General features: G+C 37.4%; 19 protein-coding genes. 7 read left to right on the top strand and 12 right to left on the bottom strand.

Going from position 1 to position 19068, the window contains the following annotated elements; translation table 11 throughout:
- Positions 1 to 32: 32 nt before the first annotated feature.
- The 12 genes from ACIQ6T_RS01120 to lptB all read right to left on the bottom strand — a co-directional run bounded on the left by ACIQ6T_RS01120 (position 33) and on the right by lptB (position 10278).
- Positions 33 to 395, bottom strand: a complete 363-nt coding sequence (locus tag ACIQ6T_RS01120) for a hypothetical protein (protein ID WP_395783354.1) — start codon at positions 393 to 395, stop codon at positions 33 to 35.
- Positions 396 to 571: 176 nt separating this feature from the next.
- Positions 572 to 1312 carry a glycosyltransferase family 2 protein gene (locus ACIQ6T_RS01115; RefSeq protein WP_395783352.1) on the bottom strand — a complete coding sequence of 247 codons (741 nt, stop codon included), beginning with the start codon at positions 1310 to 1312 and terminating at the stop codon, positions 572 to 574.
- On the bottom strand, positions 1312 to 2376 hold the full coding sequence (locus ACIQ6T_RS01110; protein WP_395783350.1) for an NAD-dependent epimerase/dehydratase family protein: 1065 nt from the start codon (positions 2374 to 2376) through the stop codon (positions 1312 to 1314). The genes ACIQ6T_RS01115 and ACIQ6T_RS01110 overlap by 1 nt, the downstream gene beginning before the upstream one ends.
- Entirely contained in the window at positions 2373 to 3425 is a 1053-nt protein-coding gene (locus ACIQ6T_RS01105; RefSeq protein WP_395783348.1) for an NAD-dependent epimerase/dehydratase family protein, read from the bottom strand. Before ACIQ6T_RS01105 ends, ACIQ6T_RS01110 begins: the two co-directional genes overlap by 4 nt.
- A 51-nt stretch (positions 3426 to 3476) precedes the next feature.
- The gene (recJ, locus tag ACIQ6T_RS01100; protein ID WP_395783346.1) at positions 3477 to 5192 is read right to left on the bottom strand and encodes a single-stranded-DNA-specific exonuclease RecJ; all 1716 of its coding nucleotides are present in this window, start codon (positions 5190 to 5192) and stop codon (positions 3477 to 3479) included.
- Between the two features lie 120 nt (positions 5193 to 5312).
- Complete coding sequence (locus tag ACIQ6T_RS01095; protein ID WP_395783344.1) at positions 5313 to 5669, bottom strand: DUF86 domain-containing protein; 357 nt, start codon at positions 5667 to 5669, stop codon at positions 5313 to 5315.
- On the bottom strand, positions 5602 to 5991 hold the full coding sequence (locus tag ACIQ6T_RS01090; protein WP_395783342.1) for a nucleotidyltransferase family protein: 390 nt from the start codon (positions 5989 to 5991) through the stop codon (positions 5602 to 5604). The genes ACIQ6T_RS01095 and ACIQ6T_RS01090 overlap by 68 nt, the downstream gene beginning before the upstream one ends.
- A gap of 96 nt (positions 5992 to 6087) precedes the next feature.
- Positions 6088 to 6648 carry a sugar transferase gene (locus tag ACIQ6T_RS01085; protein ID WP_395783340.1) on the bottom strand — a complete coding sequence of 187 codons (561 nt, stop codon included), beginning with the start codon at positions 6646 to 6648 and terminating at the stop codon, positions 6088 to 6090.
- Positions 6645 to 7763, bottom strand: a complete 1119-nt coding sequence (locus ACIQ6T_RS01080; protein WP_395783338.1) for a trans-sulfuration enzyme family protein — start codon at positions 7761 to 7763, stop codon at positions 6645 to 6647. The genes ACIQ6T_RS01085 and ACIQ6T_RS01080 overlap by 4 nt, the downstream gene beginning before the upstream one ends.
- Before the next feature lie 79 nt (positions 7764 to 7842).
- On the bottom strand, positions 7843 to 8694 hold the full coding sequence (locus ACIQ6T_RS01075) for a nucleotidyl transferase AbiEii/AbiGii toxin family protein (protein ID WP_395783336.1): 852 nt from the start codon (positions 8692 to 8694) through the stop codon (positions 7843 to 7845).
- On the bottom strand, positions 8691 to 9329 hold the full coding sequence (locus tag ACIQ6T_RS01070; protein WP_395783334.1) for a hypothetical protein: 639 nt from the start codon (positions 9327 to 9329) through the stop codon (positions 8691 to 8693). Before ACIQ6T_RS01070 ends, ACIQ6T_RS01075 begins: the two co-directional genes overlap by 4 nt.
- Positions 9330 to 9546: 217 nt before the next feature.
- Positions 9547 to 10278, bottom strand: coding sequence for an LPS export ABC transporter ATP-binding protein (lptB, locus tag ACIQ6T_RS01065; RefSeq protein WP_395783332.1), 732 nt, complete (start codon positions 10276 to 10278; stop codon positions 9547 to 9549).
- Between the two features lie 399 nt (positions 10279 to 10677).
- Here lptB and ACIQ6T_RS01060 point away from each other — a divergent pair, with 399 nt between their 5' ends.
- From ACIQ6T_RS01060 to ACIQ6T_RS01030, 7 genes are all read left to right on the top strand, one after another.
- Positions 10678 to 11541, top strand: coding sequence for an ABC transporter permease (locus ACIQ6T_RS01060; protein WP_395783330.1), 864 nt, complete (start codon positions 10678 to 10680; stop codon positions 11539 to 11541).
- A 16-nt stretch (positions 11542 to 11557) separates the two neighbouring features.
- Complete coding sequence (locus ACIQ6T_RS01055; RefSeq protein ID WP_395783328.1) at positions 11558 to 12823, top strand: polysaccharide ABC transporter ATP-binding protein; 1266 nt, start codon at positions 11558 to 11560, stop codon at positions 12821 to 12823.
- A gap of 155 nt (positions 12824 to 12978) precedes the next feature.
- Positions 12979 to 13296, top strand: a complete 318-nt coding sequence (locus ACIQ6T_RS01050) for a hypothetical protein (protein ID WP_395783326.1) — start codon at positions 12979 to 12981, stop codon at positions 13294 to 13296.
- 437 nt (positions 13297 to 13733) lie between these two features.
- Complete coding sequence (locus tag ACIQ6T_RS01045) at positions 13734 to 14507, top strand: FkbM family methyltransferase (protein WP_395783324.1); 774 nt, start codon at positions 13734 to 13736, stop codon at positions 14505 to 14507.
- 965 nt (positions 14508 to 15472) lie between these two features.
- Positions 15473 to 16558 carry a glycosyltransferase family 4 protein gene (locus tag ACIQ6T_RS01040; protein ID WP_395783322.1) on the top strand — a complete coding sequence of 362 codons (1086 nt, stop codon included), beginning with the start codon at positions 15473 to 15475 and terminating at the stop codon, positions 16556 to 16558.
- A 120-nt stretch (positions 16559 to 16678) separates the two neighbouring features.
- Positions 16679 to 17926: a hypothetical protein gene (locus ACIQ6T_RS01035; RefSeq protein ID WP_395783320.1), complete on the top strand. Its 1248-nt coding sequence runs from the start codon at positions 16679 to 16681 to the stop codon at positions 17924 to 17926.
- Between the two features lie 227 nt (positions 17927 to 18153).
- Positions 18154 to 18972 carry a hypothetical protein gene (locus tag ACIQ6T_RS01030; RefSeq protein WP_395783318.1) on the top strand — a complete coding sequence of 273 codons (819 nt, stop codon included), beginning with the start codon at positions 18154 to 18156 and terminating at the stop codon, positions 18970 to 18972.
- Positions 18973 to 19068 lie beyond the last annotated feature (96 nt).

The following is a 19068-nucleotide window of genomic DNA, read 5'->3' as shown; positions in this document are numbered from 1 at the left end:
AGCCAAGCTTTTATCCCCACAGCGATTTCGTTTTATACCAACACCCGAAACTTCGCCTTATCAATATACGCCTGTACACCCACAAGTGCCACTAATAAAACTCCGATCCCCGGTGCGCCTTGAATAAACAAATCAAAAAACAGAATATTCACGGCGATTGGCCCTAAAATCAAAAGTGCTTTTGCTCGGTGAGCAGGCAAGATGATCAAGACACCACCGATAACCTCAAGCACTTTGATGGTAGTCATGTAGCCAGTACCGCCAAAAAGCTCCATAAATTTCGCTGGATTTCCGGTCATCACTGGCATAGGTGTCATAGGGAAAAAGAAGTTGATGCCCCCAAAAAGGAACAGGAACGCCAATACCGCTCCAGGTACGTGTGTTAATACTTTCATCTTGTTTTATATTTTGGTTAACGGCTGCAAGTAAAGATTATCAGTTTACTTATGCAATACATGGTAAAACAATTCGTTAACCGGTAAACGCTGGCGGGGTCGTAGACCCCGCCAGCGTTAGGCCAAAATACCTGATAATGGACCTTCAGGGCCTAAAAAAGGCAATTTATAAGTTTTTAATTATTGTTTTTCTTGTAATCGTTGCGCGATAGGTACTTCTCAATCAGTACGTATAATAGAATAAATAGGTAGCGGGACCCCATTTCCTTTATTTTAAGGTTGGATTCACCTGCTTTGCGGTTACGCCAGGAATTTGGCAAAACAGCCCACGTATAGCCACGCGTAATGGCTTTAAGCGGCAACTCGATGGTTAGGTTAAAATGGGCAGACAAAAAGGGTTTTAGCCCATCGATCGTGTGTTTACGATACATTTTGAAGGCGTTGGTGGAGTCGTTGTATTTCACACCCACTAATATTCGAATCAAGGTATTGGCAAAGCGGTTGATTAAATACTTATGTTTGGGGTAATCGTAAGTGGCACCGCCTTTAATGAAACGCGAGCCAAAAACACAATCCAAATTTTCCGCCACCATCTTGCGGTAAAATACAACCAGGTCGGTGGGGTCATCGGATAAGTCCGACATCATCACCGCTACACAATCCCCTGAAAAACGCTCTAAACCATAACGAATCGCATAGCCAAAACCGTTTGGTCCGTGGTTCGTATGGACCACTAACGACGGAATGTCGGCCTGCAATTGCGTCAATAAGCCCAAGGTATTATCCTTCGAATTATCATTCACGACCACGATTTCATGGTCAATCTGTTCAGCTTGTAATTTGGCATATAAGGTCCGCAAGGTTTCCTCAATGGAACCCTCCTCGTTATATGCTGGAAGTACGACGCTTAATTTCATCAGGCCAAAATTGGTTTTAAAGACGCTTCATCCGCGATGAACCAGTCATGCACTTCGCTGAGGAGTTGAGGCACGGAGATTTCCGGTTGCCAACCGCTAAACTCGGTAATTTTGGTATTATCTGTAATATATATCGGTAAGTCGCCCGGACGATTCTCCAGCGACGAGCCCATTTCAATCGTATTTCCCGTAATTTGTGAACACAAATCAGTCAATTCGGCTAATGATATCGTGTTGGCCAAACCGCCACCCACGTTGAATATCTGGCCTTTTTGAATACCTAAATTCGCAATTTGCCACTGCACCAAACGGAACAAATCCCGTACATGCAAGACATCGCGGGCTTGTTGGCCTAAACCCCCATACCCAATATATCCCAAACGTCCTTTCCAGAAATGTTTGGCCATCCAAAGCACGATCACACCTTGGTCGATTTTTCCCATTTGGTACGGACCACTTAACACCCCGCAGCGATTAATCACCGCTGGAATGCCAAAATTGTGGGCAAATTCTTGAATGATGTATTCCGAAGATAACTTGGTCGCACCGTAAAGGGAACGTAGGCCTACCAACGGATAATCTTCTGCCACCCCGCGCGAAGAAAGTCCGGCATGTGACTGGCTGTCAGATAAGTTGAAGCGTTTGGGTGAGGCAACTAATTGCGCTTCCGCAAGCGTATCATACGGATAGACGCGAGAGGTCGATAAAAATATGAAAGCGGCGTCATGTTTTTTGGCAAAATAGAGTGTATTGATAGTTCCATTTAAATTGGTATCCATCAAATTTTCTAATTCTCCCGGAACGGTACCCGCTAAAACAGATGGTTCCGCTGCTGCGTCGATGACGATATCTACCTTAGGAACACGGTCAAAATCAGTACGATTGCGGACATCTCCATGAATGAAAGTTGCTCCTGCGGCAAGTACTTTGCGCAAATTAACCTCTGATCCTCGGCGGGATAAATTGTCCAAACAAAACACCTCAGCTTCGGCATAATACTGCTTGAAAAGGACCGCTAAATTTGAGCCTACGAATCCGCAGCCTCCTGTGATGAGTAATTTCATGCCTCCATGTAGCGGTTATAAATGTCATGGAAAACATCCTCCAAGGACTTCGTGATGTCCCAATTTGGATAGTGTTCCTTCATTTTGCGCAAATCGCTGTAATAACAAATGTGGTCACCAATGCGGTTTTCCGCCACATATTTGTATTTCATGGGCTTGCCAGAAATCTTTGCGATGAGGTCAAATGCTTCTAAAATCGAAACGGAATTATCTTTTCCTCCACCGATATTGTACACCTCCGCCACGCGCGGTGCTTGGATGAATTCCTCGATGAAGCGCGCCACGTCATATGAGTGGATGTTATCGCGCACCTGCTTGCCTTTATAGCCAAAAACGGAGTATTCCCGTTCCTCGATATTGCACTTGATCAAATAACTTAAAAAGCCATGTAATTCCACGCCGGCATGGTTTGGTCCGGTTAAACAACCACCGCGTAAACAGGCAGTGGGCATATTGAAATACCGACCATATTCCTGAACGGAAATATCAGCGGACACTTTCGATGCGCCAAAAAGCGAGTGCTTCGATTGGTCGATGCTGAAATGCTCAGCAATTCCATGTTCGTAAGCCGCATCATCGTAATCGTAACGCGTCTCTAACTCCTTCATTTGGATGTTGTTGGGCGCATCGCCGTATACTTTATTCGTCGATAAATGCACGAAAGGAACGCTGGTGCTGTACCGACGAAGCGACTCGAGTAGGTTGAATGTTCCTACTGCGTTTGTGTCAAAATCTTCGAATGGAATGTATGCCGCACGATCGTGACTTGGCTGCGCAGCCGTGTGCACAATGGCATCAGGTTGAATTTGGGGGATGATGTCTAAAATCGCTTGGCGATCCCGAATGTCTATGTTGGTGTACAATTTGTACGCACTTCCATATTTCGCTAAACGGTCTTTATTGGACGAGTTATCGCCTTGTAAACCAAAAAATATGGCGCGTTGGTTATTGTCAATTCCATGAACTTCCCAACCTTTTTCTAAGAAATACTCGGCTACTTCTGAACCGATTAGGCCCATCGAACCTGTGACAATTAACTTTTTAGCCATGCTACAAACGATTGTTAAAGTGCAAAGATACTATTTTCTTCAAAAATTTGGCTAAAGCCCCACATCCAAAAGACGCAATTGTAATTTGCGCTGCCCCATAAATTCATTGATGTCCAAATGGTAAACGATTTGAATCGCTTGGCCTTGTTGATGAGCATCAACTAAGCCTTCATAGAAATCTTTACGCATACCAAAACCCACTGCTTCATAATCGCCCACATAGATTTTAAGATGCTCTTCTTTCATGATGACGGGCGGACGCGTTAATTTGACAAAGCTTACGAAATTGGGCAACATGTTGCCAGGTCCGTAAGGAGAGAGACGAACCAATAAATTGTCGTAAAAGGACAGGTTTAAATCTTCTAAGGGGATTTTCAAATCCACCGGTAATTCGGCCTTGATTTCGCCTTTGGGCGTACCGGCTTGTACGAGAGTCTCGAATCGTTCGATGAATGCCTCCAGGTTTTCAGGCAATAAATGCAGTCCAGCAGCATGGGTGTGCCCGCCAAATTGGGTCAATAAATCCACGCATTTTTCTAGCGCTGCGTGGATATCGAAGCCTTTGACTGAGCGGGCGGAGCCAACGACCTGGCCGTGCGATTCCGTTAAAATGATGGTCGGGCGGAAGTAGTGATCTTGAATTTTGCTCGCCACAATGCCCACGACGCCTTTGTGCCAGGAGGGGTGAAAGAGGACGGTGCTTTTCGCCGATTGCAAAAATGGGTTGTCGGCGAACATGCTCAAGGCATGCTGCGTAATATCTTTTTCCACCGCGCGCCGCTCGATGTTTTGTTGGATGACCGCTTCTGCCATCGCGGAGGCTTCGGTGAGATCGGCCGATAATAATAATTTCACGGCCCCGTGCGCGTGGTCCATCCGACCGGCGGCATTGATGATGGGGGAGATGGAAAAGACGATATCCGATATTTGAATCGGCGCTTTTTTGTTTGCTTTTTGGAGTAGGTAGCCTACTCCAGGGCTCGGGTTATTCCCTAATTTTTGTAGGCCAAAGTAGGCCAAAATCCGATTCTCTCCGGTGATCGGGACCATGTCGGCCGCGATGGACGCAGCGAGTAAGTCCAGACGGTCGAGTAGTGGCCCCAAGTCTAAGTCGTTGGCTTGAATAAAGGCTTGCAGGAGTTTAAATCCGACGCCGCAGCCGGTTAATTCCTTGAAAGGGTAGGCGCAGTCTGCCCGTTTAGGGTCAAGAACCGCGTAGGCTTCGGGTAGGGTTTCTTCAGGTAAATGGTGGTCACAGACGATAAAGTCGATGCCTTGTTCGTTGCACCAGCGTACCCGTTCGTGTGCTTTGATGCCGCAGTCGAGCGAGATGATGAGGCTGTAATTATTGTCGGCCGCATACTGAACCCCAGCTTGCGACACACCATAGCCTTCAGCATAGCGGTCGGGGATGTAATAGTCTGCCTCCGCGCCTAATTCCTCTGTTAAATAACCAAAAACTAATGCGACGGAAGTGGTTCCATCCACATCATAATCTCCGTAAATCAATATTTTTTCGCCATCCTCGAGGGCCCTGCTCAGACGTTCTACAGCCTTGTCCATATCTTTCATGCGAAATGGATCGTGGAGTTCGTCGAGGCTGGGAACCATGAAGGCTTTGGCTTGGGCCAGGGATTTGATGTTGCGGGAGACGAGTAATTTCAAGAAATGCCGATTTTTAGTCACGGGCATTTCGAGGGCTAATTGGTCTACTTCTTTGGCATTCGGTTCCGTGACGAATTTCCAGATTTTTTTGGCTTGGAGCATGTTACTGTGGCGGGCCAAATTCGTTGGCAACGATCTTGTTTAATTGTAGGGCTAATTTAGGAAGGTTTTTTTAATCCATAGGTTAAAACCTGGGGTTATAATGTATAAACCTATTTGATTTTAAATAGTTGGAAAGTGATCCCGTTGAATTAGCATCATGACTTTTTTTAACTCGGGCAAGGACTTGATACTTGTGTTCCAAATAACGTGTATACTGACTGCATGATATTCGTGTAGGACAAAATTCCGGAACGATTTTACCTGATGCCAAGGATAAAGGTATTTTGCTAATAAGTTTCGATTAATACAGTTTGTGGCCTCACCAATGATTGAATATTTATAAATACATGCATTTACTGTCTTATGGTCGCTAATGAAACTTGATTCGGTATGATTTTGAACAGCAGTTTCAATGTACTCGATTGCTTCTAGTATATGTTTTATTCTTTCTGCCTCTCCGGGAAATGTCGCTTTCATAAATCAATATTTTATCGTGGTTAATTCGGGTTTCAATTTCAGGCAACGGCGCTCCCAGCATGACTAGGTCAATTTTTTTGCGTATGATTTTTTGCAATTGAAATTGTAGTTCTGCTAAGTCAAATAAGGTGATGGACCATTCAGAACTTGGTTCAATCATCAGGTCGATATCGCTTAATTCATGTTGCTCTCCTCGGGCAAATGAGCCGAAAATCCATGCGCGCTCAATGCGCATTTGCGATTCTAAATAGTTGGCAATTTTGTTGGCTTGAAATACGAATTCCGGACTTGTAATCGATGGTGTATTAGAGGTGATCTTCATGCGTGTCAGGTTGATACTCAAAAGTACACCCAAGCTTTACCTTAGTCAAGTCGAATTATGACTAATATAGTATTTATCAAGTAGTTGTATTATTAGCTAGTGCGCCACATCCTTCACCATCACTACTTTCCAGAACGTCAGAAACAGAATCTTAACGTCAAACAGAAAAGATTGTCGGCGCAAATACTCCACATCATACCCCACCTTAACTTCCATAGGCACCTCGTCCCGACCGTTCACCTGTGCCCAACCGGTCAAGCCCGGTAAGAGTACGTGCACACCAGCAGCAGTGCGGGCGTCCAATAAGTCTTGTTGGTTGTGCAGCGCCGGCCGTGGACCCACCAGCGACATATCGCCGATCAGCACGCACCACAATTGAGGCAATTCATCCAAACTACTCTTGCGCAAAATCGAGCCGATGGGCGTCAAAAATGAAGCTGGATCTTGCAATAAATGGGTAGGTAAAACGGGTGTATCCACGCGCATGGTGCGGAATTTGGGCATGGCAAATACGACGTTATTGCGCCCCACGCGATCCGACCAGTATAAAATAGGCCCGCGTGACGTAAACCGCACCGCCAAACCCACCATAATCATCGGAATCGCAAATATAACCAGAGCCACCAGCGTGACCAATAAATCTAAAACTCGTTTCATAAAGCCTGCTCAAAATCCGCCCAAAGATCATCTATGTGTTCTAGGCCCACCGATATCCGCAATAAATTTCCAGGGGTCGTGCTTTGCGGACCCTCAATGGACCGGCGATGCTCCACTAATGATTCCACACCACCCAGACTGGTGGCTTGTTGGAACAGGCGTAACCGTCCCGCCACCAAACGTGCATTCGCCTCATCCCCTTTAATCTGTATCGAAATCATACCCGAAAAACCACGGGGCATTTGGCGTAATGCTAAGGCATGTTGGGGATGTGATGCCAAACCCGGGTAATGCACGCGCTCAATCGCAGGATGTTTTTCTAAGCGTGAAGCCAGTTCCCAAGCCGTAACAGAATGTTCCCGCATGCGAAGAGGAAGGGTTTTGAGGCCGCGGGCCAACAAATAACAATCCAATGGATTTTGGGTGGCCCCCATCAGGATTTGAACGCGTTTTAATCTTTCTGACCAAGCATCTTCCGTACGAACCACAATCGCGCCGCCGAGAACATCGGAATGTCCACCTATATATTTCGTGGTGGCATGCATGACGAAATCAGCGCCTAAAGCGATGGGATTTTGTAAGATAGGTGTGGCGATGGTATTGTCTACCGCCACGCGGATGCCGCGGGCCCGTGCTAAAGTACAAATGCTAGTTATATCAGTGATACTTAATAAAGGATTCGCAGGCGTTTCGATCCAAATCAATTTGGTATTAGGTAGAATTGCAGCCTCAACAGCCGACAAATCTTCCATGTTCACTTGCGTCATCTGCAATCCCCAGGGTCCCATGATTTCCTCGGCTAATTTAACGGAGGCGTAATAACCCACGGCGGGCATTAATACGTGGTCTCCGGAAGCGAGGCATTGAAAAATGGCAGAAACCGCTGCGAGTCCAGACCCGAAGGCGAATGCTTTGGCGCCACCTTCTAAAGCGGCAAGTCCTTGCTCGAGTGCATCGCGGTTGGGGTTCGAATTCCGGGAATACATGTGCCCTTTGGGATAGCTCCCATCCAAATCCCGCGTAAACGTCGTCGTTAAAAATACAGGCGTCGCGATCGCCCCAGCGGTTTCATCCACCAGGTTAGTCGCATGTATAGCTTGGGTTTCCTTTCTCATAAACAAATTAGACTCTAAATCAGGGTCGTGTTAAATGCCAAATTTAGGCGAATAATTTCAATATGGAACGTCCCATTTGCTAGATTACTTTGAGTTTTCCGCAAAGTTGATTAAAATAGGTTGGAGACCAAATATCTAGTAGAGATGGATTTGGGATAAATCGAATGACGTCTTCTTTTACGCGACTCATATCGACTTCATTAATTTTCAGTTTGATTAAATTAACAAGTTCGTCTCGGGAGATCGTCTTTGATGACCAATCTCCACTTTCTTGGGCACGTTGACAAAAGTGTTCTAAATTTAAATCGACTCCCATTTTGATATACCATTCGAAATCATACCAATCTCGACCTTTTACTCGAGTTTTCCATTTTCTAAATAAAAGGGCATGCATTTTACCAGCAAATAAATCCGGAAGCGTCAGGCAGTTTATGTAGAAAGAGAAAGGCTTAGTCAATAATCTATTTTCGGTGGAGAATAGGAGAGGAGGGTTAGTGTCTACTTCTATTTTTATTTTGATACTAGGTTTGATGGATAAGTTAAGTTGGGGAATCGTTTTCTCGATCACTAATTCACTCCATAACGTGTTCGATTTTAAAAAAGCAGAATCAATGTTTGATTCAGATGATTTAATTTTTTGATGTAGACTTACCTGAAATCCTAATGATTCAAATTCTTCAATGACGTATTTGAAATAGGGTTCAAGCTCAAATTCTTTATTTTTCTCTAATAGAGAGAAATCTAAATCTTCTGAAAATCGATTTAGACCATGAAAAATACGTAGTGCGGTACCGCCGTAAAATGCGGCATGTTTAAAAAAATTAGCTCGGTATAATCCTGCAAGTGTTATCTCTTGCATAATTTCTCGTAAAGCCTGTTCTGTCTCTAAAACATGTTTTGGCTTATAAGATTCAATCCATTGCTTGATCATAATGAAGTTATCGTTTCGATTAACATGCGTAAGCTATTCTTTTTTGGGCTATTGGGTAACCAAGTAATCATTTCGCTGTGGTTTAACTGCTGAAGATTTTCTTTTTCAATGCGCAAGTCTTCCATTAGAAATGCCTGAGTTTGTGAATGACTTCGAAGATTTATGCCAGCTGTTGTTACAATCTTATCACAAAGTGCCTTTTCTGGGCTTGCCAGCATGGCCGATTGTTTTTCAGCCAACAAAACAGATTGAATCCCTAATGCATAATAGTAGGAAGGAAGGTGTGTGTAGCTGTATGAAATATGCTGGCTAGTAAATCGTTTAGAGAGCTTTGTTGTCACGCTAGTTTGCTCAAAAACGCGCTCTGGAATAAGACCCCAATAAAATAGCGCTGAATCAAGTGAAATATAACTAGGCCCATATAGGTGATTTGCAATTAAAAATGGTTCGGGTTGTTGGGAGTCGATGTTACTTGAGATTATATATAAGCCTTTTCTTAGTTGTACGAGATAACCTTGCTTAACTAAGTCTACGATCTTGTCATATGGCCGCTGGTAATCTGCCAAAATACCCAACAACACTTGGGTGGATAAGGCTTGCCCACTAAAGGCCAATAAACGCAAAGTAATATTCATCTGTCAAAATTAAACAACAAATTCGACATTTCGCCGAATTAATATATAAAATTTAACAAATTATTGATAATCCATTCGAACGTAATCCCGAATTAGTATGTTTTTTGGGATTGCTAGCTCTTCTCCTGGGGATTAACTTCCTTCGGACTATTTTATTATTTTTTAATTTTCCAACGTCTAAAGACTAACGTCTAGCGTCTGACGATTATATCTAGGATCAAACTTTTCTCTTTAAAGAGAAGTTTGATCCTAGATATAATCGTCTTACTTGCTCATCATCCGCCAACTCCTGCGGCGTCCCCGCCTTCAGAATCTTTCCTTCAAACAATAAATAGGCGCGATCCGTAATGGAAAGCGTTTCATCCACATTATGATCTGTAATCAAAATGCCAATATTTCGGTATTTCAATTTCGCGACTATGCTCTGAATTTCTTCCACGGCGATGGGGTCTACCCCAGCGAAAGGTTCATCTAGAAGGATGAATTTTGGATCAACTGCCAAAGCACGTGCAATCTCTGTTCTACGGCGTTCACCTCCAGAAAGCACTTGGCCCAAGCTTTTGCGTACATGGGTAAGGGAGAATTCCTCGAGGAGGCTTTCCGTTTTTTCTTTTTGTTCGGCTTTGGTCAAGGAAGTCATTTCGAGGACGGCGAGGATATTTTCCTCCACCGATAAGGTTCTAAATACTGAAGCTTCCTGCGCCAAATACCCAATGCCCAAACGTGCCCGCTTATACATCGGCAATTCCGTCACATCCACATCATCCAAATACACCTTGCCCTCATTCGGCTTCACCAAACCAGTCGCAATGTAAAAGGACGTCGTTTTCCCAGCTCCATTGGGACCTAATAGGCCAACAATCTCACCTTGTGCCACTTGATAGGAGATATGGTCATTCACCAATCGCTGCCCGTATTTCTTTACTAAATTTTCTGTCCGAAGAATCATGGGGGTAAAAATAGGAAATTATAGCTTGGAGGCAATCAAGAGGGCAATGTTTTTAATAGATCTTCCACTGATTTTAAATTGTTTTTTCAGTTTACTTTTCTTCAATATTTTTCTTCAAAATCGCTACAGTTTACTACACATTTTTTCCTCGAATTAAATTTTGCCTTTTAATAATTTGCCCCTCCCTTTTCAGCCATTTTACTTATCTTTGCTGTTCATTTTTGTAAACTTGACTCTGTAGGTCAAGAAAGCGAAGCTATATAGAGCTGTTGTTAAAACAAGTGCTTTACTCCATGACTTTTAGCTTAATTAAAATCAGATAGTTTTGCAAATCCTTAGATTTATTGCCAATGCCTATTCTTTTTTTAGTTAGTCTTATTTTATAAGTTTTCAAATCATATGAAAAGAAAAACAAATATTGAAAACGACGAATTTGACGAAATTATTGGTTCTGATACCAAATGGTTTTCAATTAATTGGTTAGAAATTTGGAGCTATAAAGATCTTTTGTTCATGTTTGTGAAACGAGACTTTGTCACCTTTTATAAGCAAACGATTTTAGGACCTTTGTGGTTTGTCTTTCAGCCCATTATTATGACATTTACTTATGTGATAATCTTTGGCAATATAGCAGGTATTAGTACTGACGGTGTACCTCAATTTTTGTTCTATCTATCAGGAATTACTTTATGGTCTTATTTTGCAGAATCATTGAATAAAGTTTCCACCGTTTTTAAGGATAATGCCAATATTTTTGGAAAAGTTTATTTTCCTAGATTAATTATGCCCTTGTCCATCGTTGTTTCGGGTTTAATTAAACTAGGAATTCAGTTCGGAATTTTTTTGGCTGTATTAACTTATTACTTTTTGTTTCAAGGCAATATTCATCCCAATCTTTGGGCACTAGCCTTTCCTTTATTAATATTTTTGCTAGCCTTGCAGTCATTGGGTTTAGGTATGATTATTTCCTCCATGACAACAAAATACAAGGATTTAGTTTTTTTGGTGACATTTGGAATTCAGTTATTTATGTTTCTAACTCCCGTTATTTATCCGTCCTCAATACTACCAACTAATTTTAAGTTCATTTTTGAGTTAAATCCTTTAACTGGAATTTTTGAGTGTTTCCGTTACGGTTTATTGGGTGCAGGAGCTTTTAGACCTTTGATGCTTTTATATTCTTCTATTAGTTCTTTAGGAATCCTTTTAATAGGGACACTTATTTATAATAAAGTTGAGAAAGACTTTATGGACACCGTTTAGATAGATTCAGAAAAACATGTCAAAAATTGCAATAAAAGCTGAAAATATTTCAAAGCAATACCGTCTCGGTGAAATTGGGACTGGAACCATTAGCCATGATTTAAATAGATGGTGGCATAAAGTTAGAGGGAAGGAGGATCCGTTCCTAAAAATTGGAGAGAGTAATGATCGTAGCCAAAAAGGAGCGAGTGATTACGTTTGGTCTCTAAAAGACATCAACTTTGAAATAAATCAAGGTGATGCAGTAGGTATAATAGGAAGAAACGGAGCGGGGAAAAGTACACTTTTAAAGTTATTGAGTAAAGTTACCAAGCCAACTACGGGGCAATTTAAAGTTAATGGTCGGATAGCCTCCTTGTTAGAAGTAGGAACTGGATTTCACCCGGAAATGACTGGGAGGGAAAACATATATTTAAACGGAGCTATTTTAGGAATGAATAGATCTGAGATTACGCGTAAGTTTGATGAAATTGTAGACTTTGCAGGAATCGAACGTTATATAGATACACCAGTTAAACGTTATTCTTCAGGAATGTATGTAAGGTTAGCATTTGCCGTTGCAGCACATTTAGAAAGTGAAATCTTGATTGTAGACGAAGTTTTGGCGGTTGGAGATGCTGAGTTCCAGAAAAAATGCCTGGGTAAGATGGATAATATCAGTAAAGGGGAAGGAAGAACTGTTTTGTTCGTGAGTCACAATATGTCAGCTGTACGAAAGCTGTGCAATAAAAGTATTTTGTTAGAGAATGGCTTTAATACGTTCGAAGGAAATACTAATGTTGCAATTGATAATTATCTACTGAAAAATTCCAAGAAAGCAAACTCATTTAATCCAATTGTTATAAATGAGATTGATCTTGTAGTCACCAAGATTTCAATAAATGAACATGATGGGGGTAAAGTATTTCCGTTCAAACCATTGCAAATTGAGATAGAGATTGAAGCGCTTAAAAGTTTGGATAATATAGGTATTCAAGTAACTTTATCTCACGACCATACAGAAGGTCAAGTTTTTTCGACTAATACAAAACAAACAAAGGGAATTGATGTAAAAATAAAAAAAGGCAAAAATTGTATCACATGTCTTATAGATGAATTTAATTTATGTTCCGGCACTTATCGGTTTGGGTTTGCAATTGATGTGCCATTTGTAAAGTTTTACTTTTTAGAGTTAGATTTATTTTCGTTCGAAGTATTTGAGGTAATGCCTGAATTTGGGGCTTTACCAACATTACCAGCATACGGACATGTTTATCTTGATCATAAATGGATTATTAATTAATATCGAAATGAATGCTTAAGTTTTTTTTACTAAAACATTTGTCGATGTTTTAAAAGTTTTAGATAGGTTAGTCCCTACCTTTAACAAATACAATAGCGATAAATGCCTTTATACATTGTTGTACTAGAATCAGTTATTGAGGTTTTCAGCAATTTTTGAATTCAAACATTTTTTTAAGTGAAGAATTATTTAATAATAAACGTACTTCGGATTCCATTTTTGGATTCAAACTGGGCGATATAAATCTAGAAATAATTAAACTTTCCTTTTGGGAATTAAATCTTTGTGAAAACTATTTTTGCTTGGACTCTGATGGTGAGTTTTCATCAGAGATTTTTTTAACTGATTTTATGTTTGATAATAGCACCCCCTATTCAATACTTTTAGAAGATAATGAACTGAAAGTAGAACCAGCCTACTATAAATCATATTGGGTGCCACCTGAGAAAAAAATTAGGAAAATTCAGGAATGAGTAGGTTTGAAGGAAAAAAAATACTAACCTTTCATGTTGTGGCAATCTTTGAGTTTCTTAGATCCTTTAAATTCGATTCCATGTATGTCAAGAATTTATCCTATGTTGATCTAAATAATTTTCTCCATATGAATTTTCCTGGTGAAACATGTGCCTTTAAAGGTCAAAAGTTATTCCAATTAAAATTTGACTGTTACTATTTAAAGTTTTCATCATGAAAATCAGCTAAGTGATTACATGTGAAAATTAGTGACTCTTTAAAATATTGAAGCGAGCTTTATTGGGATTACAATAAATATAATTTGACGATTAGGTTTGTGGAGTAAAATAAACAATTTTTAAGTGTATAATATTTATGAAAGGAATCTCATACACTAAAGATTTGTTGAATTAGGGTTTAAAATTAAAAATTATTAAATGTAGTAAAAGATAATAACATGAATAATATCGTCAAAAAAGCTATTCTAGCAGGTATTCAGGCGTTCTGTAAACTCACAAATACGAAAATTACTATTCAAAAATTAGATAATAAAAAACATCCATTAGCGGCCTCTTCTGGAGAATCAATGGCAATATTTTGTGACGTTCTTCTTAGTTTGACTACATACAATCCAAAGAATGTTTTTGAAATTGGAGCTAATTTTGGACAGGACTCTGAGTATTTGAGAAAAAGATTTGCCCTTAAACCTTCTGATATATATATATTTGAGCCTCATCCGCAGATTATTAGTGAAGCAAAGCGAATATATAAATTTAATAGTTTTGCTTTAGCCGTATCAGATAAAAATACCAAAATGAAGTTCTTCGCTATTGATCTTATGAAGAATTCCAATTCGGGAATATCTTCATTGAGATCTCATAATTTTAACGATAAGGATGATTATAAAGAAATTGAAGTCAATTGTATCCGGATGGACAAGTTTGTAGTAGAAAATAAAATCCAGGAGATAGATTTTCTTAAAATTGATGTCGAAGGGGCCAATTATGAGGTGATTAGCGGATTTGGTAGTGAATTGTGTAAAGTAAAAGCCATCCAGATAGAGGGCGAAAACATACCTGTCTGGGAAGGACAATTTTTATTTGATGATATATCAGTGTTCTTAAGAAGTAATAATTTTGAGTTGGTATATTTCGAGTTGAAAGACAGTTGCCAGTCTGATTCTTTATTTATAAGGAAGGATTTGATCAAGCAAAGATATATGATTCAATAAAATATGTTCGTTATTTTAAAAGCTTTTCTTCTAATTTAAAAAAGTTATTTATTAAATAAACTCTTATTTACTTATCCCATTGTTCAAAATGCCGACTTTGTTGGAAATAATATTTTGGCTTTCTTGATTCTATTTTATTGGATTTTGGCTTACAATAAATCATATATAAGTTTTGAGCTTATTTATGGAATGAGATTTGCTTCCTTTGAATAGGGAAAATGTATAATTATGGTTCTTAAAAATAAATTTAGATCACTTGAGCATAAACAAAAAGTTTAATCTAGTCTATTAGTTTTGGTCTAAACTAGCCCATGCTTTATGTTTTGTCGTAAAGCACTTGTAAAGTAAATCCATAAATGCGATTCTTCATTCTTCAAAATTATCGGTTTGTCACATTTTTATTTTTCAGAAATTTTAATTCGAGAATTACAATTTATTCGTACTTAATGTAGTTTAGAGAATTACATAGCTTATTTGATTTTAGTTCGGGTAATTAATTAATGGACAAATCTTTTTTGTTCATTATTATATTGCAATTAAACCCATTAAAGAATTTATTAGGGGTGAATTGATTAAAGCTTTAAAGTAAAAATTGAAAAATTTTGTTCTCAAGTGATTATCTTTTCGCTAAATTAGAATTAGACTTTGATTGTTTAAAACCCAGTGATTTAGGTTTTGTAGTTAATAAGTCGATGTATAAATTATTCTTGATACCTTAAATGATTTTAATCTTGTAACTATTATTTGAGCCGCGCTATAAATTTGCCATTTTTCAGATTTTAACACCTCGAATATATAATTTATTTACAATTTCATTTTGAAGAAAGTAATTAGAAGTTCACGTCTAATATCTTCTAGCTTGAATTATCGATATTTATTCTAAATAACTTTAGGAAATAGTTTAATAATTATCTCAATAAATTTTAAGCTTTCAACCTTTTTGAGAAATACACGTTAAATTAATTATGAAAATATTATTAGAATCCTCTGTATTTAATAATGAATTTACAGGTGTTGCAAAATCTACTATTTCTTTATTAAATAGCTGCAGCTCATTAAGAGATATGGAGTTGGATTGTTTCAATCTTGATACAAAAAGAAATTTAGATGTTAAGCATAATAATTTATCTTTTTTTTTAAACTCTAAGTATTCATTTGTTAATAGCTGGAAGTTTAATCAAGGAACAAAAGCAAATTTTTATGATTTAATTTATTTTCCATCAAGTCATATCCCCAATATAAAAATTAAAAATAGTTCATCAATTGGATTAATGATTCACGATGTTTTGCCATTGCAAATTCCAAATTTTTTTAATTCTTATTTTAATGAAAAAAAGTATATTAAAACAATGAACCGCAGTTTGGAGCAGGCGGATTATTTATTTACTGTTTCACATTTTTCAAGAAAATCCATAATTGAATTGTTTGGTATTAAAAAAGAAATTGTCGTTATCCCAAATTCTTCTTCATTACAAAAACCTGATCAAATTGTATTTAAGAAAAAAAAGTACTTTATATATTTTGGAGGTTATCATATGAGAAAAGGTTTTGAAGATATGTTAAAAAGTTTTTTTCTATTTAGGGAAATCTATGATAATAGTTTTCAGCTTTTTATTATAGGTAAGGAGTATTTTGTTTCAAAAGAAACGGATGAATTGATTGCAAAAGGTCGTAATGACGGATCTGTAATTCAAATGGGATATATAAACGATGAGATGTTAGGGAATTTGTTGTTACACTCTCAAGGGTTAATGTATTTATCAAAATATGAAGGATTTGGAATGCCGCCTTTAGAGGCAATGACCTTTGGCTGCCCTGTTATAACAGTAAGCTCTACTTCAATTCCTGAAGTATGTGGTGATTCTGTAGTTTATGTTGATCCTCAGAATTATTATGAGGTTACAAAAAAAATGTTTGAATTGGTAAATGATAATGTTTTAACTTCAAAATTGATATTTAAAGGAGTAGAAAGGACAAAATTATTTACTTCTGTAAATTCAGCAAAATTATTTTTGAAACACATCAGTAAAAAGAGTGAATCTAATAGCTAATTTTAATTTTTTTAATTTAGACAAATTGATTGAAGTTGAGAAGCACACAATTTTTTATTTTAAGCTACAAACCTTTTTTCATTATTTCTTATTTACTAAGCTGATGTTGTTTTATTAGTTATGATAGTACTCATTGAGCCACAGTGCAGGGGATTCGAGCATGAACAGTTTAATGCGGCTTTATTATTTGGCTATAGCTTAGCTTATCCTCAATCTGAAATTATTTTTTTTGCTGAGCGTGGGCATATTGACTGCGTTAAAGCGATTTCACATTCTTCTCAATTATCCATAACTAACGTTCACTTTAAAGAAATTATAATTCCAGAAACAAAGGCACTTGCTAGGCCGAGTGTAATTTTTCAATATTTTAAGTTGTTACAAACTTTATTAGATTTTGCTAAAAGCAATGATTGTAGTAAAATAGCGTTTTTGTCAATTTACACTTATAATTTAATTCCATTAAAGTATTTATTGAGGTATAAATATAAAAATTCATTTAAGGTGCATATTGCAATGCATGGCACATTGGAATTTATCAAAAGGGAAAATTTTGTGATCTGCAGGCAAAATTTTAATAGACTAATTCATTATATAATAAGAAAATTAAATATTAAGACTAAAGTGCTAAAAATTAAGCCTGCAAATAGATTCTTATATGAAAAATTTTTCAAACTTTCTTTAACTTTTATTGGTAATCAGGAAATAACCTATTTCGTATTGAGAAAAGACTCCTTGGCTAAAATTAATAATTATTTACCTAAGGAATTGAAATATTTTAATGCAATTGATCATCCTTATATCTATCGTGAGTTTAACTTTAATAGAGAGGAGACTCCATCAAATAAGTTAACCTTTGCAACTTTTGGTAAATTTAATAAAACCGAACTTCGACAGATAGCAAATTATTTTTCACTCAAAAATTCAAATAATACTGAGATTAAATTGATAATAATTGGAGGTGATGAAAATGATATTTTAGATACTTATGAGAATGTTGAGTATCCAATTAAATTCCGAAGATTTACACGTGAAGAATTTGAGCAGATTTTACGAAGAGTTGATTACTTCATATTTTTATATGAAGAGGATCTTTATGAGCTAACAACTAGTGGCGCTTTTTTTGATGCAATTGCCAATAGCATTCCAATGGTATTTTTAAAGAATTATTGCTTTGATCATTACTACGAAAATTACAATTTTGGATATCAATGTAATGATATTAATGGCATGTTGATGACTTTAGATAAAGTAATTGAGAATCACAAACAGAATTACAAAGGCCTAGTATCAGAGATTAGAAGGATGCAAAATGATACATCAATTAGCCATAATTATTCAAAATTAAATTTTAATAATGTAGGTAGTTAAGTCAATTGTTCACTTTATGTAATATTAATTTTGAAGTTATGTTAACTTATGCCCTCCAATTATAAATTTTATGTGTTATTTCTCTAATTTCATTATTACAATTCTTAATTACCTTTTTAAAATTAATTGCTATAACACGATTTTGAATTAAGTTATTTTTTAATGTAGGATCTATTTACGCCTTACTCCCAATTTTTAAAACCAATTCTTACAATTAAATAAAGTTTATGGATATTAAAAAAACAGTTTTTTATCGTGTATTAAGACAAATATATTTTATTACAAAGCGAGTTATACCTCAAAATTCAGCTTCGGCAGAGGAATATAATCAAGAAAATAAGAAGGATAGAGAAAATAACACATTTTATAATTCGATAACTGAATCTGCAATAAAAGAATTTAAAACTCAAAAGGGAGTGTTTAATGACTTTTCATTAGCTGAGAGCTCTGTAAGAGCTTTCTGCTATCATTTATTAATGCAAAAACAATCATCAGCTTATCATATATGTGAATTTGGAGGGGGGCAATCTACCATTTTTTGGGATATACTTTCGAATTATGTTGGAATAAAAGTTACGACTTATGAGCACGATCCTGAGTGGGCGAAATATTTACAAGAGCGTATCATAAACAAAGATATTTTAATTAGATACTGTAAGTTAATGCAAGTTGAAGATGATTTACGTGAAAGAATGTTTTCAAACCCTAGTGAATCAATTCAAGTTTGGGATAGTTCAAAACATGATATTTCGCCTGATCAATTTAAAAACCCAACTTTAAGAGGGGCTTTTTATAATTTACAACCTTCGGATTTCCCCAAAATTAATATCGATGCTATTGTTCTCGATGGGCCTCATGGAAACGGTCGCTCTATCTGTTTTCCGGTTTTTTTCAAGTATATCAAACCGGGAACATTGATTTTGGTTGACGATTATCATCATTATCCTTTTTTGGATGACTTAAAACGACTTTTTAAATTCGATATTTTAGAAGAAAGGCGTTATCAGAATTCAAATAAGGGCTGGGTAGTTTTGCGAATAGTTTAAATGCTTTAGTTAATCATGCTATGTTAAAAAGATGTTTAGTTAACATTTGCGTAGTTATAAAGTCAAAATAAGGTTTATATTATATAATTAATGGTT

This window comes from Aquirufa sp. (assembly GCF_044377215.1).
Classification (GTDB): Bacteria; Bacteroidota; Bacteroidia; order Cytophagales; family Spirosomataceae; genus Aquirufa.
The sequence above is the reverse complement of the archived record's forward strand: the minus strand, read 5'-3'. Positions and strand labels throughout refer to the sequence as shown.